Genomic DNA, 24290 nt, shown 5'->3' on the forward strand with positions numbered 1-24290 from the left:
CGGGCCCGGCGGGCGCCTGGCGCTGTCCCGCACTTTCTTGGCCCACCGCGCCAGCATCCGCTACCGACGCACGAGAGCAGCGGTGGTGCACCCGGAAGTTTCGGATGGGTCGCCGCGGCTCGCTAGGGAGACAGCGATGGGCCCGAGCGCGGCGTACAAGGTGGAGGGGCTTTGCGACGGGGTGCCGGCGCCGAGCGGCGTGGAGGGGCGCAAGCAGGGGCAGCTCAGCCTCTGCAGCGCCCCCACGATGCCGTTCAGCTCGGACACGGGCAGCGTGGAGGGACCGCCGGAGTCGAGGCCCTGGTGCGTCGACCACGGCGACCACCTCGAGGCGATGAGCACGGTCGAGCTGTGGCGCGCGCTCGAGGAGGGCGAGCTCCCGCACAGCACGCGCGTGTGGCGCGAGGGCCTCGAGTGCTGGACGCCCGCCGGCGAGGTGAAGGCGCTCGGCTGGACGATCTCGCGGCCGCCCCCGCGCGACGAGGCGCCCGCCGTCTCCGCCGCCGGCGACGGCCCCGAGTCCACCGGTCCGCTCAGCTTCGCGCTGACGCCCGACGACCTCAGGTCCGTCGCGCCCCGCTTCCACCAGGGCGGCCCCGCGGGGGCCCGCGACGAGCGCGCGGACTCCTTCGTGCTCGGCCCGCTCCCGCTGGCCGAGCCCGCGGCGCAGCGCGAGACGCCCTCGCCGCCGATCTCCCTCGAGATCCCGTCCTGCTTTCCGGCGATCCCCTCGTCCGCGCCCGACACGCTCCCGAGCGCCGTGGGCCCGCGGCTCAGCGCCGCGAACCTCGGTCCGGCGCGCGGTCCTGCGCGCGGCGCGCGCGACGCGGCCCAGGCGGCGCGCGGGCGGGCGTCGGGCGCCTGGTCGCGGCTCGCGCGGCGGGCCCGCGCTTCCCGCAGCGCGGTCTCGCTCGCCGCGGGCAGCGCGGCCGTCGTGCTCGCGCTGGGCCTCTCCGTGCTGAGCGCGCTCGGCCCCGCGCGCGCGCCCGCCAAGGCCGCGGCCCCGCCGGCGGCGCACCTCGGTGTCGCGCACGGCGTCGCGGCGGCCGCCGCCCAGGTCGTCCTCCCCGTCCCGGAGCTCGCCGGGACGGCCGGCGCTGCGGGTCATCCCGCCGCCGCCCTCCCCGCCGCCGCTGCCCTCCCCGCCGCCGCTGCCCTCCCCGCCGCGGCCCAGGCGACCTCCGTGCTCGAGGGCGCGGCCTCGGCCGAGGATCCCGGCGCGCCCGCGCCGCCTGTCCACCGCGCGGGGAAGGCTCCGGCGGCGGCCGGCGCGAAGCCGGCGCCCGTGGGTCGCCGCGAGCGCGGGCAGTTCCGCCTGCGGCGAGGTCGATCCGAGGCGGACACCGCGCGCGGCATCAGCTATCCGGGTCGCGGCCCCGGCTCATGGGTCGGGACGGGTGCGATCGAGCGCGACTCGCGCTAAGGTGCGCGCCGCGCGGCGGTCAGCTCCGATCCCGCGGCACTCCGGCGTCGTTCAAGGGCAGGACGGGGGACTTTGAATCCCCTAATCGTGGTTCGAATCCACGCGCCGGAACCAATGAGCGCCCGCGCTCTCTGAGGGGGATCGTGGCGGGCGGTCTCCATCGAGCGCACGGCAGCGCCTCCGGCGCGGTCGCACCGCGCCGCGGGCGTCGCGGGCGCCCTTGCCTGCTCGCTATTGTCTGGCGCGGCCGCGCCGGGGTTGTTTACCGTGGTCTCACCGAGGGCTCCGCGCCTGCCGCGCGGCGGGGGCGAGGCCCTGCATCCTGGAGGACCGGACGGCGTGGCGAGCGATGAAGGGGACGACCGCGAGCGCGGCGTACCGGCCCATGCAGATGCGGACCGCCGGCGCGGCGCCCCGGCCCGCGCGGACGTGGACCGCGGGCGAGCGGTACCGGCGCGCGCAGACGGAGACCGCGGGCGCGTCGCTCCGGCCCGCGCGGACGTGGAGCGCGGGCGCGGCGCGCCGATCCATGCGGCCGTGGAGCCCGAGCGGGAGCTCGCGGCGCCGCTCGACGCGAGCGAGTCCCAGTTCATCGCGCGGCTCGTCGCGCGCGACGAGAGCGCGTTCAACGAGCTCGTGGTCCTGTACGAGCGGCGCGTGTTCGCGCTCGTCTACCGCATGCTCGGCCGGCGTGACGAGGCCGAGGACCTGTCCCAGGAGGTCTTCGTGCAGGTCTTCAAGGCGATCGACCAGTTCCGCGGCGAGTCGAAGCTCTCGACCTGGATCTACCGCATCGCCGTGAACCTCTGTAAGAACCGGACGAAGTACCTCTCGCGGCGCCACGCGGGCGCCCAGGACGACGTCGACGCCATGGTCGAGCGGGTGCCGCTGTCGGCCGCCAAGGGCGTGAGCGTCGGCGACGTGAGCCGCCCCGACGAGCTCGTGGAGGGGATGCAGCTCGAGGCGGTCGTGAAGCGCGCCATCGGGCAGCTCGATCCCGAGTTCCGGGAGGCGCTCATCCTTCGCGACGTCGAGGACATGTCCTACGAGGAGATCGCGTCGGTGACGGGGCTGCCGGACGGGACGGTGAAGAGCCGGATCCATCGCGCGCGCGGGCAGCTCCGCGCGCTGGTCGAGAAGGTGATGGGCGAGAAGATGAGGGGCGGCAAATGAGCGGATCGGACGACCCCAGGCGCACGGGGCAAGCCGAGGACCCGGCCGCTCCCGGCGCGGAGAGCGGCAGCCGCCCCACGGCGCCGCCCCTGGAGCGATCGCGCGACGCCGCGCCGCGCGCCGCTGCGCCGCCGCGCGACCTGCCCGACGACGGCGACCTGCCCGACGACGGCGACCTGCCCGACGACGGCGATCTGCCGCTCGTCGACGAGGTCGATCTGCGCGAGCTGGTCCGCGGCGCCATGCGCGCGCCCCCCGCGGCCCCGCCGAGCCTGCTCCGCGGCGTGCAGCAGCGCATCCGCACGCGCTCTCGCGGGAAGTTCTACGGCGACGGCTGGAGCACCGCGCGTTCGCCGCGCTCGACCTACCTGATGACGAGCCTGTTCATGCTCGCCCTCATCGCCTTCGTCTTCCTCGTCCTCGTCCCCTGGAGCGGCGGCGCCCTACCCTGAGCGGCGCTCACCCGCGTCGGATACGGGCCCATCTCGACGTTTTCGGTGCTCGGCGTGCTGGAGCACGCCTGCGCGCCGAAAACGCCGATCTGGACCCGTCTCCTGTGCGGGTGAACGCCGCTCGGCGAACGCGGACGGCGCGGAGCCGCTGCGGAGATCGGACGCTCGCGGTCGGGGTTATTGTGTCCAGCGGACGAGGACGCACGTGACGTTGTCGGGGCCGCCGTTCTCGTTCGCGCGCTCGATCAGCTTCGAGGTCGCGACCTGGATGTCCTGGTGGTCGCTCAGGATCTGGGCCATCTCGTGGTCGCTCACCGGGCCGGAGAGGCCGTCGGAGCAGAGGACGTAAAGGTCGTTGAGCTGCGGCACCTCGAAGCGGGTGTCGACCTTGACCGTGTCCTTCATGCCGAGCGCACGCACAATCACGTTCTTGTGCGGGAAGTTCGCGATCTCCTCCGGCGTGAGCCGCTTCATCTTGATGTAGTCGTTGAGCAGCGAGTGGTCCTCGGTGAGCATCTCGAGCCGGCCCTCGCGGAAGCGGTAGACCCGGCTGTCGCCGACGTGGGCGACGTAGACGCCGTCGTTCGCCGTGAAGATGCCGACGAACGTGGTCCCCATTCCCCGCTTCTTCGCCTCGCGCTGCGCCGTCTCGTAGATACGCAGGTTCGCGAGCTTGATGCCGGTGATCAGGCGGTTTTCCTCGTAGCCCTTGGACCGGTCCATCTTGTAGGGCCAGGTGCGCTCGGGGTCGTCCTGCGTCTGCGCGAAGAAATCCTGCATCGCGTCGACAGCCATCTTCGACGCGACCTCGCCGGACGCATGCCCCCCCATCCCATCGGCGACCATGAAGAGGCCGTACTCCACCATGATGCCGAAGTTGTCCTCGTTGTGGTTGCGCTTGCGCCCGACGTTCGTCTCGCCGGCCACCTCGATTCGAAACGTTTGGGACACGGATCACCCGATCGAAGGCCCCGCGCGAGGCGCGAGGCTGAATGAGAACCGCGAGCGCGCCAGACCGAGCCGCTCAAGCCCGATCCTGGAGGTTTGGTTGACGGAGTGTCAACCGGATCGCGCCCGAGGGCCGAGCTTATAGAATCCGCGCGCGGGCCCCCATCATTTTTCGCTTACTTGCGGTACTCTTCGGTGGCTTTGCCGCCCGAGCTCGGCGGCGGGAGCTCGGCCTCGGGCGCGGGCTTCTTCGCCGCGGCGGCCTTCGGATCCGGCGCGGCGCGGAGCAGGACCGTGACCTGCCGGTACTTGCCGCGGCTGAGCAGCAGCAGCGGCACCTTCTCGCCGACCGCGTGCGTGCGGATCGCGTCGGAGAGCGCCTCGGGGCTGGTGACGGGCACGCCGTTGACGGCGAGGATCATGTCGCTCGCGGCGCGATCGCCGCCCTGCAAGCGGGCCTCGTCCGCGGGGCTCTCGGGGTGGACGACGGTGACCCGGACCCCCTTCGCGACCGGCGAGGCCTCGCTCACCCCCTGGATCCCGAGCCACGCCGCGGGCTGGACCGCCGTCGCCGGCACCGCGCGAAGGAAGCCCCGGATCGCGCTGATCGGCGCGCCGTAAGCGACCGGCGTGCAGGGCTTGCCCTCGTTCGGGGCGCAGCCGCGGCCGAGGATCGCGACGACCCGGCCGTCCTCGTCGACGATCGGCGCGCCGAGATCCATCGGCGAGACGCGCGACCCGAGCTCGATCGCGTTGTCGAGCTGCCGGTCGTCGCCGCCGAGCAGCGTCTTGCGCGATCGCAGCACGAGCGGGACGGCCGCGACCTTGCCACGGGCGGCCGAGAACGAGCGGATCTGCGCGTCCGCGCGCACCGGATCGCGCGACGAGGCGGTGAGCCCCTCGGTCCATCGGCCGGTCTGCGGCACGAGCAGCGCGAGGTCCCACACCCGGTCGTGGTGACCGAGCTTCACCCGCACGGTGGTCCCGTCGGCGAGGCGCGCCGACAGATCGTTGCCCGCGCCGAGCGGCGACAGCGCCGTGAGGATGCGCCCGTCGCCCGCGAGCACCGCGCCGAGGCCGAGCACCTGCCCGCCCCGCTCGATGATCGCCACGCCGCGCGCGGCGCGCTCCTCGACGGGTCGCTCCGCCCTGTCCTTCTCGGCCGGGACCCTCTTCTGATCGGCGTCCGCGGGGGCCGCCTTGCGGTCCTTCGCGCCCACGTCGGCGCGCGCCGGGATCACCTTCCTGCGCGCCTTCGGGGCGGGCGGCGGGGCCTCGGCCTCGACCTCGGCCTCCTGCGCCTCCTCGTCCGGTTCCCCCGCTTCCTGCGCGCGCGCCGCGGACGACGAGAGCGCGCCCGCGACGGACAGGGCAAGGGCGAGCGCGAGGGACCGTCTCCATCGCTTCACAGGCGAGGTGTCAACGGGCGCGCTCGGTCCGGCATCTCCGGGCGCGAGTGCCTTCGCGAGCTCCGACGGGCTTGTCTCATTCATAAGCGCGGCTCCTGAGGCGACTGCCGATTCTGCTGCGGCTGGGATCGTATTGCAAAAGGCAAAGGCCGGACCCGCCTGTACTGTGGGATCGGGCACCGGATGCCGCCGGGGGGCGGGGGCGAAGAAGAAATCCGGTCACGAACCCGGGGGACGCGGACACATGGCCGGCGATGAGGCAGCGATGGCAGCTGGGTTAGCGCTCGTGGGGTCGGGGGACGACGCGCGGGCCGACGAGGCGCGGGCGATCGAGGGGCTGATCGGGGCCGGCGACTTCCGGGAAGCGCTGTCGCGGTGCGCCAGGGCGTACGCGATGCCGCTGGGCCGGCTGTGCATGGCGTTCACGGGATCGCAGGCCGAGAGCGAGGAGCTGGTGCAGGAGACGCTGCTCGCGGCGTTCGACGCGTTCCCCCAGTACCGCGCCGAGGGGAGCGTGCGGGCCTGGCTCTTCGGGATCGCGCGGCGCCTGTGCGGGCGTCACACGGAGCTCAAGGCGCGGCGGGAGGCGCGGCTGCGCCTGGTGCACGACACGCGGCCGCGGCCCGACGCGAGCGACATCGCGCTGGAGCGGGAGCGGGCCGAGCGCGCCCGCGCGGCGCTCGCGCGGCTCAAGCCGAGCGAGCGCGAGGCGGTGGTGCTGCGGTTCGAGGCGGGGCTCTCCTTCAAGGAGGTGGCCATCGCGTGCGGGATCGACGAGGCGACGGCGCGGAAGCGGGTCAGCCGCGCGCTCGGGCGGCTCAGGGCCGAGCTGGGCGAGGAGTGAGGGCGATGAGCGCGACAGGAACGGGTTCGGCTGGGCTGTGCGGCGAGGTCGAGGAGCAGCTCGCGGAGGTGATCGACGGGACGGCGCGGCCGTCGCTGTACGAGCACATCGCCGGCTGCGACGCGTGCCGCGACCTCCGGCACGACGCGGCGCGGGCCGCGGAGGCCGCGGCGGCGGCGGGCGCGGATTTCCGGCCGGCGGACGACTTCGCCGACGCGCTGCTCCGGCGGCTCGAGGCGGCGCGCCCCGCGGAGGGCGCGACGAGCGGCGCCGTGCTCAGGGCGGTGCCGGGGGCGCGCGACGGCGAGGCGCGCGGCGGCGAGGCGACGGCCGACGCGCGCGAGGGCGGCCATCTGAACGGCGCGCACGACAGCGACATGCGCGCGGGTGAGGCCATCGAGGACGCGCGCAGCAGCGACGTGCGCGCGGGTGAGGCGACGGATGAGGCGCGCACCAGCGAGGCGCGCACCGGTGAAGGGAGGGCAGACGCTCGCACCGGCGACCTGAGCGGCGCGCGCGACAGCGAGGCGCGCGCCGGTGAGGCGACGGCGGACGCCCGCACCGGCGGCGCCCTGACCGACGCGCACACCGGCGCGCCGCGCTCCCCCAGCGCCGGGCGCGCCGCGCCCGCGACGCGCCGCGCGCGGGGCGCGCTCTTCGGGCGGCGCCCGGCGATCGCCGCCGCCGCCCTCACCGCCGCGGCGGCCATGGTGGCCGGGGTCGTCCTGCTGCGCGACGACAAGGACGGCCCGGCCGGCGCCGCGGCGGTCAGCTCGCCCTGGTCCGGCAAGGTCGCCTCCGTGTCGCGCGCCTCGGCCGATCGATCCGGCGGCCTCGAGGCGTGCGACGCCGCCGGCGCCTGCGCGCCGCTCGCCCCGGGCGCCGAGCTCCCCGAGGGCGCGACCCTGCGCACCGACGCGCGGACGCGCGCGCACGTCGCGCTCAAGGACGGCTCCGCGCTCGCGATCGACCGCGGCTCGCGCGTGTGGCTCGGCGCCGGCGACGCCAGGGCCGCGCGGGTGGACGAGGGCGCCGTCGTCCTCGATGTCGTCCCGTCCGCCGGAGCGCCGCCCGCGCGCATCAAGGTGCCCCACGGCGACATCGAGGTGCTCGGGACGAAGCTCGCGGTCACCGCGAGCGCGGAGCGCGCCTCCGTCGAGGTCGCGCGCGGCGCCGTGCGCGTCACCGGCGAGCAGGGCGAGCCCGTCGAGGTGCGCGCCGGCGAGGAGGCCACGCTCGAGAGGGGCGCCGCGCCGCGGGTCGCGAGCTCGACGTCGCTCGCCGACTCGCTCTCGTGGAGCGACAGGTCCGCCGAGGAGGCCGACGCCCCGGCGCTCCGCGGCCTCGGCGAGCTCCGGGCGCGCAAGCCGGGCGCCGCGCAGGAGAAGGAGCGGGCCGTGCGGCTCGCGAAGCACGCGGTCAAGGTGCGGATCGTCGACGTCGTCGCCAGGACCGAGATCGACGAGACCTTCGCCAACGACACCGACGAGGAGCTCGAGGGCATCTTCCGCTTCCCGCTCCCGCCGGGCGCGCAGATCGAGCGGCTCGCGCTCGAGGTCGACGGCAAGCTCATCGAGGGCGCGTTCGTCGACCGCGATCGCGGGGCCGCGATCTGGCGCGGCGTCCTCCAGAACGCCGCCCCCAAGGCCCCCAAACCGCGCGAGGAGATCATCTGGGTCCCTGGCCCGTGGCGCGACCCCGCGCTGCTCGAGTGGCAGCGCGGCGGCCGGTTCGAGCTGCGCATCTTCCCCATCCCGAAGCGCGGCGCGCGCCGCGTCGTGCTCACCTACACGCAGCTCGTCGAGCAGGCCGCCGGCGTCCGGCGCTTCACCTACCCGCTCGCGCACGACCAGAGCGGCACGACGACCATCGGCGACTTCTCGCTCGACCTCCAGGTGCTCGGTCACGACCGGGAGTTCGGCGTCGAGACGCGCGGCTACGAGCTCGCCGCGGCGCCCGCCGAGGGCGCCGCCGACCGGCGGACGCTGCACGCGCAGGGGTTCACGCCGGCCGGCGACCTCACGGTCGAGTACGCGCTCCCCGATCGCGATCGCCCGGTCACGGCGTGGGCCTACCGGATGCCCCCCACCGCGGCGCCGGCGCCCGAGCCGAAGGCGGCCGCGGCGCCGCCGGCCCCGCGCAGGCCGGCCGGCGCGCCGGGGAGCAGCGGCGCGGAGCACGAGGCGTCGCTCGCCGCGGCGCGCGCCATCGCGGGCGACACCTCGCCCTACGTCGCGATCGCGCTCCGGCCCCGGCTCCCCCGCTGGGAGCAGTCGACGTCGCGGCTCCACGCGATCGTCGTCGACTCGAGCCGCTCCATGATCGGCGAGCGCTTCGCCCGCGCGACGCGGCTCGCCTCGTCGATCGTCCGCGAGATGGACAGGCGCGACGAGGTCGTCGTGCTCGCGTGCGACACGCTCTGCCGCTCGCTCGGCGAGGGCGGCCAGGCCGGCGCCGCGCGGCCCATGGCGCCCGGCGCCGCGTCGGCCGACGAGGTCGAGCGGTTCCTCGGCCGCATCGAGCCCGACGGCGGCAGCGATCTCGCCGCCGCGATGATCGCGGCGCGCGCGGCCGCCGGCCCGCTCCAGGGCAAGGAGCTGCGGATCCTCTACCTCGGCGACGGCACGCCGTCGGTCGGGCCGACGCGCCCCTCGCACATCGAGGCCGCGGTGCGCGGCGCCGTCCCCGCGGACGGCGCCGCCGTGGTCGCGGTCGCGCTCGGCAGCGACGCGGACACGACGTCGCTCCGGGCGCTCGCGCGCGGCGGCGGCGGGGTGATGGTCCCCTACGTCCCCGGCCAGCGGATCGCGAGCGCGGCGCAGTCGGTGCTCGGCGCGGCCTACGGCCTCGTGCTGCGCGATCCCGAGATCGAGCTGCCCCCTGGCCTCACCCAGGTCACGCCGGCGCGGCTCGGCCCGATCCGCGCCGGCGGCGAGGCGTTCGTCCTGGCGCGGATGAGCTCCGGCGCCGACGTCACCGGCGAGATCCGCCTCCGCGGCCGCGTCTCGGGCGAGCGCTTCGAGCAGACCTACCCCGTCGCCATCGCCGCCGGCGCGGGCGCGGGCAACGCCTTCGTCCCCCGCCTCTACGCGGCGGCGAAGATCGCGGAGCTCGAGGAGACCGGCGGCGACGCGCAGAAGCCCGCGATCATCGAGCTGTCGCGGCGCTTCTCCGTGGCGAGCCGGTTCACGTCGCTGCTCGTCCTGGAGAGCGAGGCGATGTTCAAGGCGTTCGGCCTCGAGCGGGACGGCCTCGCCTCGGCCTTCACCGGCGAGGAGCAGGCCGAGCGCGTGAGCGCGAGCGCCGCGGGGGAGCAGCCCGACGACGCCGCGAACGACGCGAACGCGCTCAACGACGACCTCGAGGCCGAGGCGCCGAAGGGGAGGACGGAGTCGAAGGAGGAACGGTCCCAGGTCGCGGGGGACCTCGGGGTGTCGGGCACAGGGTTCGGCGGAGGCGGCCGGTCCAGCCTGGACGCGCTCCCCCGGCAGGCGAGGCCGGCACCGCCGCCGGCGAAGGCCGCGGCGCCGATGTCCCCCCCGCGCCCGAGCGCTCCTGGATCGCCGTCCCTCGACAGGGACATGCCGGCGGAGATCGCCGAGGGAGACGCGCCGAGGCCGGCGGCCACCAGCGCCCGCCCGTCCGAGCCCGCCTGGCAACTGCCGGCGCCGCGGCGGATGATCCCGATGCGCCGGGTCTTCGACCGCCACGTGAGCTTCGACGCGACGAACACGCTCGCGCCCGAGGGCGCCGCGAAGACGGCGGCCGCCGAGGCGGCGCTCGCGGCGTCCCCGGACAGCCGCGACCGGACGATGGGGCTCTACGCGCTCTACGCCACGACCGGCCGGATCGGCGAGGCCCAGGAGCTGACCGCGCGCTGGAGCGGCCGCGACGCGCTCGACCCCGACGCGCTGATCGCCCGCGCCGATCTGGCGGCCCGCCAGGGCGATCGCGACCGCGCGGCGCGCATCCTCGGCGGCCTCGCCGACGTGCGCCCCGGCGACAGGGCCGTCCAGACGCGCCTCGCCGAGCTCTGGGACGCCGCGGGCCGGCCCGCGTTCGCGTGCCAGCACCGGGTGGCGCTCGCCGATCTCGCGCCCGCCGACGCGCGGCTCGTCGCCGCGGCGATCCGGTGCGCCGGCGAGAGCGGCATGGGCGAGCTCGCGAGCCAGCTCCGCCTCGACGTGACCTCCGCCATCCGGGCGGAGGTCGACCGGCGCCTCGCTCAGCCGGACGCCGCGCCGCCCGCGGGCCTCTCGGGCGACGTGCAGCTCAGCGCCGAGTGGAGCGGCGGCGCCGATCTCGACCTCGCGCTCATCGACGCGCAGGGCCGGCGCCTCTCCTGGATGGGCTCCACCCTCGGGTCGGTCGGTGTGCGCTCGCGCGACGCGACCAGCACGCGCGCCGAGTCCCTCGCGCTGCGCGGCCTCCCGAAGGGCAGCTACATCGTCGAGATCGCGCGCGCCTCCGCCGGGGAGGACGGCTCTCCGTCCGCCCCTCTCGGCGCGGCCGGCATCGTCCGCGGCGAGCTGACCCTGCGCCTCGCCGGAGAGACGCGGAAGATCCCCTTCACGCTCGAGGGCGCGCGGCGCGAGATCGGCGCGGTGCGCGTCTTCTTCACCTCCCGCCTGGTGCCCGTCGACGAGCTCCCGGCGCGCCCCTGGTGACGTGGTGACGCCGGCGCGCGCGCCGCGCCCTCGTCCGGAGAGCGCCTTTCCGGCGCATCTCCGGGCGCTCACCCGGGGAGTCGTCAGGGCCCCCCCGCCGCGCTCGTGTCGGGAGGAGATCCCCGATACAGTTTCGACATGAATCCGCTCGTCCCGGACTTCATCCTCGAACAGGATGCCGAAGGGCAGTACGCGGGAGCGGTCGACGCCGCCGTCCTGCACGTCTCGCTCCCGGCCGTCGTCGAACTCGCCGAGCAGATGATCGCGCGTCAGGCGATCGATCCGGACGCGCTGCGCTCGCTGTTCGATCCGCTCTTCGAGGCCGTGCACCAGTCGGGCGGGTTCGTGGCGGCGTTCTCGCCGGGCGGCGGGTTCACGGCGCTCTTCCCCGATCGGCCGGGGCGCAACGTCACCCGGCACGCCCGCAGCGCGGCCCTCGCGATGCGGCGCAGCCTCCTCGAGCTCGCCGCGCGCCGCGCGCTCGGCGCCGGGGGCGCGCAGATGCCGTTCCGGATCGGGCTCGCGTGGGGCTCGGTCCACTGGACGATCGTGCGCATCGCCGAGGATCGGGCGTACTTCCTGCTCTACGGCCCCGCGCTCGAGGCCTGCCAGGCGACCGACCGCGGGGGTGACGACAGCGAGCTGCACCTCGATCGCAGCTTCCGCGAGCGGCTCCCCGCCGCCGGCGCGCGCGAGAGCGCGGTGGAGTTCGACGACGCCGATCTCCTGAGCGCGCCTCCCTCGCTGACCATCGCCGAAACCCGGGCCGACGCGGACGCCGAGGCGTTCCTGCCGCCGGGCGCGGGCGATCTCGCGCCGGAGGGCGAGATCCGGGAGGTGACGACGGTCTCGCTCTCGCTCGACCGGGTGGCGAGCCCGACGGAGCTCATCCAGCAGCTCCACGAGATCGCGGCGATGTACGGCGCCACGTTCGCCGGCATGAACGTGACGGAGCGCGGCTACGGCGCGCTGTTCTACTTCGGCGCGCCGGTCTCGCACGAGAGCGACCACGATCGCGCCCTCGACTTCGCGCTCGAGCTGAAGAGCAACGGCCTCGGCGTGCAGCGGCTCGCGGTGGGCATCACCCGCGCGCGCTGCCTCATCGGCTTCTTCGGCGGCGCGGGCCGCCGCGAGTTCGCCTGCCTCGGCCGCGCCGTCCACCTCGCCGCGCAGATCGCGCGCAAGGCCGCGCCGTCGTCGATCTGGGCGGACGAGCGGGCGTTCCTCGCGGGCGAGGCGAGCCATCAATGGTCGACCGAGAACATCTTCCGGTTCGACGGGTTCGACCTGCCGATCCTCGTCTACTCGCTCGAGCGGCGGCGCATCGCCGTGCAGGAGGAGTTCTACGACCTCGGCCCCATCGGCCGCGAGGCCGAGCTCGATCGGCTCACGCGCGCGCTCGAGCCGATCTTCGCCGGGCGCTCCGCCGGGGTCGTGTACATCCTCGGCGAGGCGGGCATCGGCAAGAGCTACCTCGTGCACAGCTACCGCCACCAGCGCGCGCAGCTCATGGACATGCGCCCGCTCCTCTGGATCGAGGCCCGCTGCGACCAGACGCTGCAGACGCCGCTCTACGCGTTCGAGTTCGCGCTGAAGGAGTACCTCGGGATCTCCTCGGAGATCGGCCAGCACGCGAAGCAGGCCGGGCTCGATCTCGCGCTCCAGCTCCTCCTCGAGCGGCTGCCCGAGAGCTGGACCGAGGTGCGGTCGGGGATCGACCGGTCGCGCGAGGCGCTCGCGCGGCTGCTCCGGCTGCGGAGCGAGGAGCCGGCGACGCCGGAGGCCGAGGCCGAGCGGCGCGAGGAGGCGCTCGCCGCGCTCTCGGCGCTGCTCGTCGCGGAGAGCTCGCTCCAGCCGGTGGTGGTGCACCTCGACGACGCGCAGTGGGTCGACCCGACGTCGCTCGAGGCGGTGCGCGCGATCACGGCCGCCTGCCGGGATCTGCCGCTCGCGGTGATCTGCTCGGCGCGGCCGCCGGCGCCCGGAGGCGAGGAGGGCGCGGTGCGCATCCCGCTCGACGACGGAATCCCGTCGCAGGTGATCGAGATCGCGCCGCTGCCGAAGGAGCGGCTGCTCGCGCTCGCGGAGCCGTTCTTCGGCGGCCCGCTCCCGACGATGCTCGAGTCGCTGCTCGGCCAGACCGCGGGCGGCAACCCGTTCTTCGCGCAGGAGATCCTCGCGTACTGGCTGGAGGACGGCCGGTACGGATCGACCCACGAGGGCGCGCGCTCGAGCCGGTTCATGCCGCCGCGCACCGTGAACAGCCTGCTCGTCGCCCGGCTCGAGCGGCTCGAGCCGCGGACGCGGCAGACGGTCGTCTCCGCGGCGGTGCTCGGGCGGGAGTTCGACACGCGCGTGCTCGCGCGGATGATCCCGGACGCGTCGGTGCTCGTGGATCACCTGCGCTTCGGCGAGGCGCAGCGGATCTGGTCGCGGATGGGGGAGCACCGCTTCGAGTTCTGCACGGTGCTGATCCGCGACGCCGCGTACGGGATGCAGCCGAAGCCGGCGGCCGAGCGGCAGCACCGCCTCGCGGCCGAGGCGCTCGAGGCCGTCTACGGCGACGACCTCGAGGATCAGCGCGCGGCGCTCGACAGCCACCGGAAGCTCGCGGGCTGAGCGCGCCTGGCCGCGCGACCGCGGCCGCTCGCGCGTCGGGGCGTGGTACCCCCTCGACGCCGCTGTGGAAGTGCGGCAACTGTCGCGCGCATGAGCACGGCCCATCAAGAAACTCACGCGGCCGCGGCGCACGACGCGAGCGACCACCACGGCTTCGACGGGGAGCCCGCCCGCGCGCTGCCGGCCGACGAGCCGCCCACCCCGAACTGGGTCCCTGCGCTGGGGCTCGCGATCTTCGTGGTCGCGGGCGTCATGTTCCTCGCGATGGGCAGCGGCGACGACGACGCCGGGAGCGGGCAGGCCGCGCCGGCCGAGGCGCGTCCGGCGGCCGCGGCGGACGCCCGCCCGGCGGCTCAGGGTGACCAGCCCCCGCCCGGGCGCCGACTGGCGCTGCCGACCGCGCGTCCCGCCGCGCCCACCGGGCCCGCGGCGGGCGCGGCCGCGGAGACCCTGCGCGCGGCCGAGGCCCTGGGCGCGCCCGCCGCGCCTGGCTCGGCGAACCTGCGCAAGCTGACGCCCGAGGAGGTGCAGCGGGTGCGCAAGCAGATGCAGGAGGCGCGGCAGAAGAGCGGCGCGCAGCAGCCGCCGGCCGCGCCGAAGTGAGCGAGCCGGGGGAGGTCTCCGCCGGCGCCCGCGTGCGCGCGGTGCTCGTGCTCGGCGCGGGCACGATGGGCCAGGGGATCGCGCAGGTCACGGCGGTCGCCGGCTACGTGACGCGCCTCCACGACGTCGACGCGGCGCGGATCGGCGCGGCGATCGAGGACATCAAGCGCTCGACCGATCGCCTCGTGCAGAAGGGCAAGATGCTCAACGAGGCGCGCAGCGAGATGATCGGGATGCTCGTCGCATCGCCGGATCTCGAGCGCGCGGCGGCGGACGTCGATCTCGTGATCGAGGCGGTGCCCGAGCGGATGGACCTCAAGGTCGAGGTGCTCGGCCGGGTGAAGGCGGCGGCGCCGGAGCGGGCGCTGTTCGGCTCGAACACGTCGAGCCTGAGCATCACCGAGCTCGGCCGCCGGCTCGGGGCGGGCGCGCGCACGGTGGGCCTGCACTTCTTCAACCCGCCGCCGGTGATGGAGCTGCTCGAGGTGGTGCAAGGCCTGGAGACCGACGAGGCGACGGTGACGGCGGCGCTCTCGGTGGCGCGGCGGCTCGGCAAGACGCCGATCGTGGTGAACGACACGCCCGGCTTCGCGACGAGCCGGCTCGGGGTGGCGCTCGGCGCGGAGGCGATGCGGATGCTGGAGGCCGGGGTAGCGTCGGCGGTCGACATCGATCGCGCGATGGAGCTCGGGTACCGGCACCCGATGGGGCCGCTCAAGCTGACGGACCTCGTGGGGCTCGACGTGCGGCTCGCGATCCTGGAGCACCTGCACCGAGAGGTCGGGGAGCAGTTCAGGCCGCCGGTGATCCTGCGGCAGATGGTGCGGGCGGGGAGGCTCGGGAAGAAGACCGGGGAGGGGTTCTACCGGTGGACCGAGGCGGGGGCCCAACCCATCGAGGGCGACGGCTGGCGCAGGGGGTAGAGAGCGCTCTGCACGCGCGCGGGGGCTGGCGTAGGGGGTAGAGAGCGCTCTGCACGCGCGCGGGGGCCCGCCGAACTCGCGCGGGCCCGTGCTTGCCCCTCGCTGCGCGAGGGACAAGCACGGGCAAGAGGCGCTCAGACATCGGCCCGTCCCCGCGCGCGTGCAGAGCGCTCTCTACCCCCTACGCCAGCTCCTGAAGAAAGGGGGGTCGTCAAGGAGGCAGCGGGCATCAGCGGGCAGCGGGAGAGTCGACGACCGAGGAGGCCCGCAGTCCAGGGCGCGACTGCGCTCCGGCACACGCCCGAGACCTTCCGACGCGCTCCGGAAGCTTCCGTCGCGGAAACGAAGCCCTCCGGCGCGCGACGGAGCACGTGATTTCGCGGACTTGGCGGCGTCGGTCGCCTCCCCGGCGCCGGACGGCACGGGACGGAGGACGAATTTCCCGGGGAATTTCGCTTCCGGTGCCGCGACGGAAGCTTCCGGAGCGCGACGGAAGCCTTCGCGACGGCGACGGAAGCTTCGGGAAGGCATCGGAAGCCTTCGCGACGGCGACGGAGACATTCGCGTCGGCGACGCGCGCTTCGGGAAGGCATCGGAAGCCTTCGCGACGGCGACGGAGACATTCGCGTCGGCGACGCGCGCTTCGGGAAGGTAGCGGGAGCGTTCGCGTGCGCGCTGGAGGCGCTCCGCGCAGCCGAGGAGGACGCGCTAACGGTTCAGCTTGTCCTTCTTGGCGTTCTCTTCGGCCTCTTTCTGACGCTCGGCCTCGCGCTGGACGATCCGCTCCTTGACCGCGGCGTAGTCCTTCTCGTCCTTCACCCGCCGGTCGATCTGCTTCTGACGCTCCGTCACGGTCGCCGGATAGCCGCCCGCCTTGGGGTTGCTGGTCAGGAACGCGCCGTAAGCACCCCACGCATCCCGCGCCCCCTGCCAGTTCTTCTGACGCTCGCGCAGATCCGCGAGGCAGAAGAGCACCTTGGCGTGCAGCGCGTCCGTGCCCTTCTTGCCGAGCGCCGTCGTCCAGGCCGCCTCGGCCTCCGCCTGGTTGCCCGACTCGAGCATCGCCTCGCCGAGACGGTAGAAGCCGAGCATCTTCGTGGGATCCAGCTTGATCGCCTCCTGGAAAGCCGCGATCGCGCCGGGGATGTCGCGCGCCACGAACGACCCCTGACCCTTCAGGATCTGCTCCGTGTACGGGCTGATGCCGCTCCGCCCCTCAGGATCCTTCGGCGACGTGGCCGCAGCAGCAGGCGGCGCCGCGGAGTCGGTAGCCGTCTGCTGGGCAGCGGCCGGCGCCGCAACGGCGACAGCAAAAGCGAACGAGGCGATGACAGCAAGCGAGCGATCCTGCATGCCCGCCAAGGTACCGCAGCCACGCCTCGATGGGGAAACCTTGCTGCACAGGCCGACAACGCCAGGCAGCCCCGACGGGCCCCGTCGCCGTGGCCGTCGACCCCGGCGCGGCGCGGCACGCTGCGCGGCGAGCTACTTTCGCCGCGGCCTGAACGGGTCCGGCGGCACCCCGGCGTCCGGCGGCCGCCCCGCATCCACCGGCGGCCAGCCCGCATCGGGCACCCCAGCGTCCCCCGGTGGCCACCCCCCGTCCGGCCGCCCCGCATCCACCGGCGGCCAACCCCCGTCCGGCTGCCCCGCGTCCACCGGCGGCCAACCCGCATCCGGACGCCCCGCGTCCACCGGCGACCTCCCCCCATCCGGCAGCACGCCGCCGTCCGCCGGCACGCCGCCGTCCACCGGCAGCCTGCCACCATCCGGCAACACGCCGCCATCGAGCGCCGCCGGGCCCTGCACGTCCAGCGACACAAGCCGGCCGTCCGGCCCCGGAGGCCACAGGAAACGCTGCTCCGCGCCCGTCTTCCGATCGACCAGCTTGGCCCAGCTCGCGCGCGGGTTGTCCGCCATCTGCACGCGCAGCCGCGTCGTCACGCCCTCGTCGAACGTCGGCCGGCGGAACAGGATGTCCGGCTGCCGCTCGGGCGCGTCACCCGTCAACGGCACGTCGAAACGGACCCGATCGAGCAGCTCCTGGCCGACATAGAGCTCGATCGCGAAACGGCCCATCACGCGCGCCGTCGACACAGCCTTGTCGAGCTTCACCGGGCGCACCCCCGCGATCGAGCCCCTGCCCTTCGCGTACTGCACCTCGAAGACCCACTGCCTGTCGCTGGGACGCACCGCCGGGTCCGGCGCATACCCGGCGCGGGACGGCGGAGCGCCAGGCTCGGCGACCGCGACCACGCCAGCAGCGGCGAGCGCGAGGCCGGCGAGGGTCGCCAGGGCAGCACGGGCGAGAGGACGAGGCGAGGTCATCAGGTACCGGAAGGAACCCCGAGCAGCAGAGCCGCCTCGGGCGTCGCAGACAGCACCTCTTCCCACGCGGAGCCGTCGCCGTCGAGCGCCGTCCAGAGATCCCGCAGCTCGTCAGGGACAGGGGCCAGCGCCGTGCGCTCGTCGCCGCGCTCGTCCGGCACCGTGACGCGCAAGGCGTGCAGCGCGATGCGCGGCAGCGGAAGCACGCGGCCACGCGCCGTGGTCACGGACCGCGCACCGCCATGATCGCGATCGCCGAGGAGCGGCGCGCCCGCATGCGCGGCGTGCACCCGGAGCTGATGCATGCGGCCCGTCACCGGATCGAGACGGAGCAGCGTGGCCACGGCCGATCCGCCGCCCGCCCAGGCGACCGCCCGGTACCGCGTCGCCGCGTCCCGCGCCCCGGCGCCGCCCACCGCCGGCAGGCTGCGCCCGCCCCGCGCCCTCGCCGCGCCGATGGGCGCGTCCCACGTGCCCGCCCCCTCGACGCGACCCCCCGCGACGCCGACGTACACCCGCGCGACGCGCCCCGCCTCGCGCATCGCCGCGAGGTGGCGCTGGCCCCGCGCGCCCGTCGCGCACAGCACCGCGCCGCTCACGCCGACGTCGAGCCGCGAGGCCGCGTGCGGCGGCGCGCGCAGGCCGAGCAGCTCCGCGACCTCCGTGACCAGCGACCGCGTGCCGCGGCGCTCCGGCGTCGTCGGCAGCGCCGCCGGCTTCGACGCGACAAGGATCTCCCCCCAGCGCGCCAGCACCTCGACCGGCGGCCCGCCCGGCGCGTCGCGCCGCGCCGGCCACACGGCGAGCTCGTCGCCGACCGCCACCGCGTCGTCAGGCCGCGCGCGCCGCGCGTTCAGGAAGGCGCGCCCCTCCGCCGCCGCGCCCGCAAACCCGCGCGACGCCCCGCCCATGCGCTCGAGGACGTCGGCCACCGTGGGGCCATCCGCCGGCCCGACGCGCCAGCGCGCCGCGGTCATCCGGCCGGCGCGGCGAGCGGCGCCGCGCCCTCGTCCTGCGACGATGGCGCGCCGCCCAGCGACGGCGGCGCGCCGCCCAGCGACGGCGGCGCGGCGCGCTCGTCCAGGCGCTCGACCACGCCGCGATCGCCGTCGATCCGCAGCCGATCGCCCGTCTTGATCGCCAGCGTCACGCCGGGGACGTTCACCACGGCAGGGATGCCGTACTCGCGCGCGACGATCGAGGCGTGCGACATGGGGCCGCCGAGCTCGGTCACGACCGCGGCGGCCACCAGGAACAGCGGCGAGAGGCCGATGTCCGTCGTCCGCGCGACGAGCACCTCGCCCGGCTCGACCGCGTCGAGCGCCGACGTGCCAGGATCGAGCACGCGCGCCCGACCCTCGACGACCCCGGGGCTCGCGGGCAGCCCGAGGAGGCGGAACCCGGACGCCGGCGGCAGCACGACCGGCGGCGGCCGGCCGATGAACGTGGGCGGCGGATCGGGGCGCGCGGCGTCGCGCAGGTGCTCGGCGCGGCGCAGCCGGACGACGTGGCCCACGTCGGCGCGGCCGCTGGAGAGCGCCGTCACGAGCTCCTCGTAGGTGCAGAAGAAGACGCTCCCGGGCGGCAGCGAGGGCTCGATGCGCCGGAGCCGCCGGTCGATGTCGAGCGCGACCTTCCGCAGCATGCCGAGCACCCGCGTCACCCACGTGCGCATGCGCTCGCGCAGGCGCACGTAGCGCTGCGCGCGGCCGACGAGCGCGCGGAGCAGCGCGAGCTCCACCCGCGGCAGCCGCGTCTCGAGCATCGCCATCTCCCGGTCGGCGAGCGCGCGCGCACGCGCCAGCGCGCGCTCCGGATCGCCGGGCGCGCCGCGCAGCGACGCCGTGAGCATCGCGATGACCGGCGTCGGATCCTCCCGCCAGCGCGGCGTCGCGAGCTCCGCCTCGCGCACGGCGCGATCGCCGTACGCGTCGAGGAAGCGCGCGAGCGCGTCGCGCGCCGGGCCCTCGGGCAGATCGCGCGGCCACCTCACCTCGCCGGCGAAGAGCCGCTCGCGCGCGACCCGATCCAGCATGACGAGCTCGGCCACCCGGGCGAGCTCGATGCCAGGCCCCGCGCTGTCGAGCTCGCGCACGCCGCCCGCGAGCACCTGCGCCAGGTGCTCGATGTTCGTCTCCGCGCGGCCGGCCGGATCGTCGAGCGGCGCCTCCCCGGAGGCCGAGCGCGCGGACGCGCGGCGGCGCGTGACCCGCTCGAGCGTCTTGCAGAGCGCGAGGTGGCTCGCGAGCGACGCCGACGCGCAGTGCAGCATCAGCGTGCCGGTCCGCTCGAGCAGCAGGAAGACGCTCCGCAGCGTCGTGCCGATCGCGTCGTCCGGAAGCAGCGTCATGTCGAGCTCGGAGAGCGCGCGCTGCGCCCACTGCGCCTCGCCCTCGTAGGCCGCCACCTCGCGCTCGAGCCGCGCCTGCCGGAGGAGGAGCCGCGGGCCGGTGAGCGGCAGCCGCGCATAGAAGCGGCGACGCGAGACGCCCGCGCTCTGCTCGCCGAGCCGCGCGATGAGCTGCTCGCTCGCCCCGCCGCTCATGCCGAGCAGCGCCCGCGGCGAGAGCCCCGGGACCTGCGCCGCGATCTGCATGAAGGCGGTGAGGTTCAGGTAGAAGCGCCCGTAGACGTTCGTCACGAGGCGCGCGCCGCGCGGGACGCGGCAGCCGAGCGCGGCGAACGCCTCGCGGAAGCCCCGATCGGAGAACGCCCGGGCCACCGACCAGGTGAGCGGCGTCGCCGCCCCGGGCAGCGCCTCGCTCACGTTGGCGCGCGACCAGATCGTGTCGGGGCCGCCCCCCTCGGGGAAGCCGCCGCCGCTCACCGGACGCACCTGGAGCAGCCAGACGCGCCGCTCGGCCGGCGGCGGCGCGCTGCCGGGCGCGGCGCCGTCCGGCGGCTCGGGCGCCTCCGGCGGGCGGCCGGGGTCGCCGCCCTCGACCGCGAACTCCACGTCGAACGGGCCCTTGCCGCCCTGCTCGAGCCGCGCGGCGAGCTCGGCGAGCTGCTGCAGCGCGGCCTCGTCGAGCGCCGGGCGCTCGGCGCGCTCCTCGGGCACCGGGACCTCCTCGATCCCCGCCGGGCCCACGACGAGCGCGCGCCGCTTCTGCGCCACGGCCGACGCGACAACCCGGCCGCCGTCGCGCGCGATCCGGATGGTGTCGGCCGCCACGGCGCCGTCGACGACCGGGGCGCCGAGCCCGAGCGTGACGTTCACGAGCCGCTCGCCCGCGCGCCAGTGCTCGCCCTCGAGCCCCGGCGGCGGCGCGGTGAAGAGCACGCCCGCGGCCTCGGCGCGCACCATGACCTGCAGGACCACCCCCATGGCGACGTCGCGGACGCCCGCGTGCGCGAGGTAGGCGAGCGCGCGCGGCAGGAAGGCGCTCGCCCAGACCTGCCGGATCGCCGCGTCGAGCTCGGCCTCGCCGCGCGCGCCGAGCACGGTGGTGGCGAGCCCCGCCATCGACGTCTCGTCGCTGTCCTCGCACGTGGCGCTCGATCGCACGGCGAGCCCCCAGGGCGCGTCGGGCTCGACGGCCTGCCAGAGCGACCGCAGCGCCGTCGAGAGCGCCTCGGGCAGCGGCTCGCTCAGGATGCGGTCGCGCGCCCGCGCGGCCCGGTCGACGCCCGCCTTCGTGCCCGAGAGCCGGATCAGCGTCGCGAGGTCGTGCCCCGGCGGGAGCTGCCGGTCGATGAGCTCCGTGAAACACCGCGCGTCGAGGACCCAGCCGCGCGGCACCGGGAGGCCGTCGCGGAGCAGGCGCCCGAGCGACGCCGCCTTGCCGCCGACGCGCTTCGCGCTCGTGTGGCGGCGCTGGCCGGCGCTCTCGAGCGGCTTCAGCCACTCGCGCACGGAGGGCGGGTCGGTCGCGCTGTCGGCGCGGGCGATGCGTGTCGGGTCGGCCACGTCGTTGCCGAGGAAGTAACACGGTTCGGCGGCCTGGGTCAGGGGCTTGTGACGCCAGGACCGACCCGGTCACGGCGGGCTCAACCCGCGCAGGACGCGCTCGTGCCAGAGCACCATTTCCACGCCGCCGGGGCCGCGATTCCAGGCGTAGTCGTGCGGTCCGGGCACAATGAGCAGCTCGTGGGCGACGCCGTCCTGGCGCAGCCGATCGCTGATCGCCTGGATGGCGGGCAGGAAGGGGTCGGCCTCGCTCGACACGAGCCGCAGCGCGACCTTGCGGCGCTCCATGGCCCGTCGCGCGAGCGTCGAGAACATCTCCGCCTCGCCCGCCCGCACCGCGGGCTGCAGGGCGCCGACCGCGCCGAAGACGTCGGGGTGCGACAGGCCGACGAGCAGCGCGAGGCGGCCGCCGAGGCTCACGCCGTCGATGCCGGTCGCCTCCCGGGCGGCCTGGCAGCCGCTCTCGGCGCGCGCCCGCGGCAGGAGCCGCTCGACGATGAACCGCCCGAACCCCGCCGCCCCCTCGACAGCGCGATCGCGGAGGTCGGGCGTGAACGGCGTCGCGATCGACATCCCGCGGTAGGGGTGGGCGCCGAGCGAGGCGTTGAGCTGCGCGAGCCGCTCGCGCGTCGCCATGTGCCCGAGATCTTCCGGCTCGAGCGGCGGAGAGCGGAGCCGCTCGAGCGTCGCGTCGAGGCCGTAGTCATCGCGCCACCCGCGCGCGCCGACCTCGACGCCGCGCACCGCCTCGCCGCGCCCGTGCAGGGCGACGAGCAGCGGCAGCGCCGCCGCGCCGCCGGGCGCGAGGAGCAGCGCGCGCTGCGGGCCCTCGTCGCCGGCGGCCGGCTCGAACGCGAGGTCCTTCCAGCCCGAAGGGGCCTCTCCGGACGACGCGGGCGCCGGGGCCGGCTCCGGCGGCGAGCTGCTGCGCCGGCACGAGGTCGAAGCGAGCGCGGCGAGGCCGAGGAGCGCGCGCCTTCGCGAGAGCGGGGGGAGCTTCGTGGCGGCCATCGGCGGCGAGGGTAGCAGCGCGGGGTGCCGGCGCCGGCGCGCGCGGGCTGGCCCTGTATCGGGCGCGCGACAGGCAGGTTTCGACAGCCGTCCACGCCGCCGTGCGCGCGGCGAGCCAGAGCGCAGCGGGCTGATCATGAGGACAACCGCCAAGACGCGAGGAGCACCATGAGAGACGAGCGAGACGAGATCTTCTCTCCCTCTTGGCGTCCCAGGCGGTCCAGATCCTTCGTCCTGTCGCCCTATGCAGTGCCACGTGCCCCCATGTAGGCTCGCGTTGCGCGGGCGAGATCCCCGGGAGGGGCGCTCATCGGCGACGGCGCCGATCCTGACGGGCCTCGCGGGCTCCGTCGGTCCCGAGCTCCAGAACCGTGAGGAAAGGGACCGCTCATGAGCCGTGAGACGAAGGGGGACGTCGGGCCGCTCGCCGGCGACCGGCCGCGCAGCGTGGAGGGCGTGATCGCCGAGGACGTGAAGACGCTCCACAGCATGGGGTACGCGCAGGAGCTCCTGCGCCGGATGGGGGGATTCTCCAATTTCGCGATCTCGTTCTCGATCATCTGCATCATCGCGGGCGGCATCACCTCGTTCCAGATGGGCCTTTGCAGCATCGGCGGGGCCGGGATCGGCATCGGCTGGCCGGTCTGCAGCGCGCTCTCGCTCTGCACCGCGCTCACGATGGGCCAGGTCGCGTCCGCGTTCCCGACCGCGGGCGGCCTGTACCACTGGGCCTCGATCCTCGGCGGCCGGGGCTTCGGCTGGGCCACCGCGTGGTTCAACCTGATCGGCCTCGTCACCGTCCTCGCGGCCATCAACGTCGGCGCCTACCTGTTCATCATGAGCTCGCTCGGCCCGCTGTTCGGCGTCGACATCGCGACCATGGCGCCGGATCAGGCCCTCTTGACGCAGATCGTCGGGGTCACGCTCATCACCGGGACACAGGCGCTCTTCAACCACCTCGGGATCCGCGTCACCACCCTGCTCACCGACTTCAGCGGATACCTCATCCTCGTCGTCTCGGTGGTCCTCACCCTCGCCATGCTCTTCCACGCGCCCCACATCGATCTCGGGCGGCTCGTCACGTTCACGAACTACAGCGGTCCGAAGGGCGGCGACGTGTGGCCGAAGACGGACAGCATGACGATGTTGTTCCTCCTGAGCTTCCTCCTGCCCGCGTACACGATCACCGGCTACGACGCGTCGGCGCACACGTCGGAGGAAACGATCGGCGCGGCGCAGACGGTCCCGCGGGGCATCGTCCGGGCGGTGCTCGTCTCCGGCGTCTTCGGGTGGCTCATGCTGAGCGCGATCGTGCTCGCGATCCCGGACATGGACGCGGCCGCGTCGAAGGGCGGCGGCGTCTTTTTCTGGATCATGGAGAGCGTCATCCCGGAGAGGCTCCGGATCGCGCTCTACGCCGGCATCTCGATCGCCCAGTACCTCTGCGGGCTGGCGACGGTGACGTCCGCCTCGCGCATGACCTTCGCGTTCGCCCGCGACGGGGGCCTCCCGCTCTCGGAGCAGCTCCGCAAGGTGAGCCCGAGATTCCGCACCCCGGCGACCGCCATCTGGGTCGTCAGCGGGTTGACGATCGCCTTCACGGTGTACACGCCCGTCTACTCGACGATCACGGCCGTCTGCGTGATCTTCCTCTACATCTCCTATGTCATGCCCACGATCATGGGCGTGCGCGCGTATGGCCGCACCTGGGTGACGATGGGGCCGTGGGACCTCGGCCCCCTCTACCGGCCGCTCGCGATCATCAGCGTCCTCGCGTGCCTGATGCTGATCGTGGTGAGCGTCCAGCCGCCGAACGACAAGGCCCTTGTCATCATGCTCATCGTGTTCGCGCTGACGGCCATCGTGTGGTTCGCGCTGGAGCGCCGCCGCTTCCAGGGCCCGCCGCAAGGGGTGATGATCCAGCAGCGAGCGCGGGAGATCGCGGAGGCCGAGCGGGCCGTCGGCCAGGTCAGGGGGTGA

The 24290-nt window shown here is 75.1% G+C and carries 17 protein-coding genes and 1 tRNA gene; 10 read left to right on the forward strand and 8 right to left on the reverse strand.

Translation table 11 applies throughout. From position 1 onward, the window contains the following. Positions 1-136 precede the first annotated feature (136 nt). Both WME96_RS40495 and WME96_RS40500 read left to right on the forward strand, forming a co-directional pair. The gene (locus WME96_RS40495) at positions 137-1423 is read left to right on the forward strand and encodes a GYF domain-containing protein (RefSeq protein ID WP_437286906.1); all 1287 of its coding nucleotides are present in this window, start codon (positions 137-139) and stop codon (positions 1421-1423) included. Positions 1424-1463: 40 nt separating this feature from the next. Next, positions 1464-1537 (forward strand) — tRNA-Gln (locus WME96_RS40500). Between the two features lie 159 nt (positions 1538-1696). On the opposite strand, the gene WME96_RS40505 is transcribed toward WME96_RS40500, so the two are convergent. After that, positions 1697-1954, reverse strand: coding sequence for a hypothetical protein (locus WME96_RS40505; protein WP_437286907.1), 258 nt, complete (start codon positions 1952-1954; stop codon positions 1697-1699). 6 nt (positions 1955-1960) lie between these two features. On the opposite strand from WME96_RS40505, the gene WME96_RS40510 reads away from it, so the two are divergent. Both WME96_RS40510 and WME96_RS40515 read left to right on the forward strand, forming a co-directional pair. Continuing rightward, on the forward strand, positions 1961-2596 hold the full coding sequence (locus tag WME96_RS40510) for a sigma-70 family RNA polymerase sigma factor (protein ID WP_063827025.1): 636 nt from the start codon (positions 1961-1963) through the stop codon (positions 2594-2596). Then, complete coding sequence (locus tag WME96_RS40515; protein WP_437286908.1) at positions 2593-3048, forward strand: hypothetical protein; 456 nt, start codon at positions 2593-2595, stop codon at positions 3046-3048. Before WME96_RS40510 ends, WME96_RS40515 begins: the two co-directional genes overlap by 4 nt. Positions 3049-3225: 177 nt before the next feature. Here WME96_RS40515 and WME96_RS40520 read toward each other — a convergent pair whose 3' ends face one another. Both WME96_RS40520 and WME96_RS40525 read right to left on the reverse strand, forming a co-directional pair. Continuing rightward, positions 3226-3999, reverse strand: coding sequence for a Stp1/IreP family PP2C-type Ser/Thr phosphatase (locus WME96_RS40520; RefSeq protein ID WP_061612734.1), 774 nt, complete (start codon positions 3997-3999; stop codon positions 3226-3228). A gap of 173 nt (positions 4000-4172) precedes the next feature. Beyond that, on the reverse strand, positions 4173-5405 hold the full coding sequence (locus WME96_RS40525) for a S1C family serine protease (RefSeq protein ID WP_437286909.1): 1233 nt from the start codon (positions 5403-5405) through the stop codon (positions 4173-4175). A gap of 265 nt (positions 5406-5670) precedes the next feature. Here WME96_RS40525 and WME96_RS40530 point away from each other — a divergent pair, with 265 nt between their 5' ends. The 5 genes from WME96_RS40530 (at position 5671) to WME96_RS40550 (ending at position 15061) form a co-directional block, all read left to right on the forward strand. Further along, a complete protein-coding gene (locus tag WME96_RS40530) occupies positions 5671-6249 on the forward strand; it encodes an RNA polymerase sigma factor (RefSeq protein ID WP_437286910.1) in 579 nt (192 codons plus the stop codon). A gap of 5 nt (positions 6250-6254) precedes the next feature. Further along, positions 6255-10916 carry a VIT domain-containing protein gene (locus WME96_RS40535; protein ID WP_437286911.1) on the forward strand — a complete coding sequence of 1554 codons (4662 nt, stop codon included), beginning with the start codon at positions 6255-6257 and terminating at the stop codon, positions 10914-10916. A 138-nt stretch (positions 10917-11054) separates the two neighbouring features. Beyond that, positions 11055-13535 carry an AAA family ATPase gene (locus tag WME96_RS40540; protein WP_437286912.1) on the forward strand — a complete coding sequence of 827 codons (2481 nt, stop codon included), beginning with the start codon at positions 11055-11057 and terminating at the stop codon, positions 13533-13535. A 90-nt stretch (positions 13536-13625) separates the two neighbouring features. Next, positions 13626-14138 carry a hypothetical protein gene (locus tag WME96_RS40545; protein WP_437286913.1) on the forward strand — a complete coding sequence of 171 codons (513 nt, stop codon included), beginning with the start codon at positions 13626-13628 and terminating at the stop codon, positions 14136-14138. After that, positions 14135-15061, forward strand: coding sequence for a 3-hydroxyacyl-CoA dehydrogenase family protein (locus WME96_RS40550; RefSeq protein WP_437286914.1), 927 nt, complete (start codon positions 14135-14137; stop codon positions 15059-15061). Before WME96_RS40545 ends, WME96_RS40550 begins: the two co-directional genes overlap by 4 nt. A 708-nt stretch (positions 15062-15769) precedes the next feature. Here WME96_RS40550 and WME96_RS40555 read toward each other — a convergent pair. The 5 genes from WME96_RS40555 to WME96_RS40575 all read right to left on the reverse strand — a co-directional run bounded on the left by WME96_RS40555 (position 15770) and on the right by WME96_RS40575 (position 22310). Next, positions 15770-16414: a hypothetical protein gene (locus WME96_RS40555; protein ID WP_437286915.1), complete on the reverse strand. Its 645-nt coding sequence runs from the start codon at positions 16412-16414 to the stop codon at positions 15770-15772. Between the two features lie 132 nt (positions 16415-16546). Next, positions 16547-17389, reverse strand: a complete 843-nt coding sequence (locus WME96_RS40560; protein ID WP_437286916.1) for a hypothetical protein — start codon at positions 17387-17389, stop codon at positions 16547-16549. Further along, positions 17389-18321, reverse strand: a complete 933-nt coding sequence (locus tag WME96_RS40565) for an RluA family pseudouridine synthase (RefSeq protein ID WP_437286917.1) — start codon at positions 18319-18321, stop codon at positions 17389-17391. Before WME96_RS40565 ends, WME96_RS40560 begins: the two co-directional genes overlap by 1 nt. Positions 18322-18362: 41 nt before the next feature. After that, entirely contained in the window at positions 18363-21299 is a 2937-nt protein-coding gene (locus WME96_RS40570; protein ID WP_437286918.1) for a PEP/pyruvate-binding domain-containing protein, read from the reverse strand. A 69-nt stretch (positions 21300-21368) separates the two neighbouring features. Next, positions 21369-22310: an alpha/beta hydrolase gene (locus WME96_RS40575; protein ID WP_437286919.1), complete on the reverse strand. Its 942-nt coding sequence runs from the start codon at positions 22308-22310 to the stop codon at positions 21369-21371. A 390-nt stretch (positions 22311-22700) separates the two neighbouring features. Between WME96_RS40575 and WME96_RS40580 the strand changes: the two genes are divergently transcribed. Then, complete coding sequence (locus WME96_RS40580) at positions 22701-24290, forward strand: amino acid permease (protein WP_437286920.1); 1590 nt, start codon at positions 22701-22703, stop codon at positions 24288-24290.

Origin of the sequence: Sorangium sp. So ce406 (assembly GCF_051474675.1) — a bacterium.
GTDB classification, from domain to species: domain Bacteria; phylum Myxococcota_A; class Polyangia; order Polyangiales; family Polyangiaceae; genus Sorangium; species Sorangium cellulosum_G.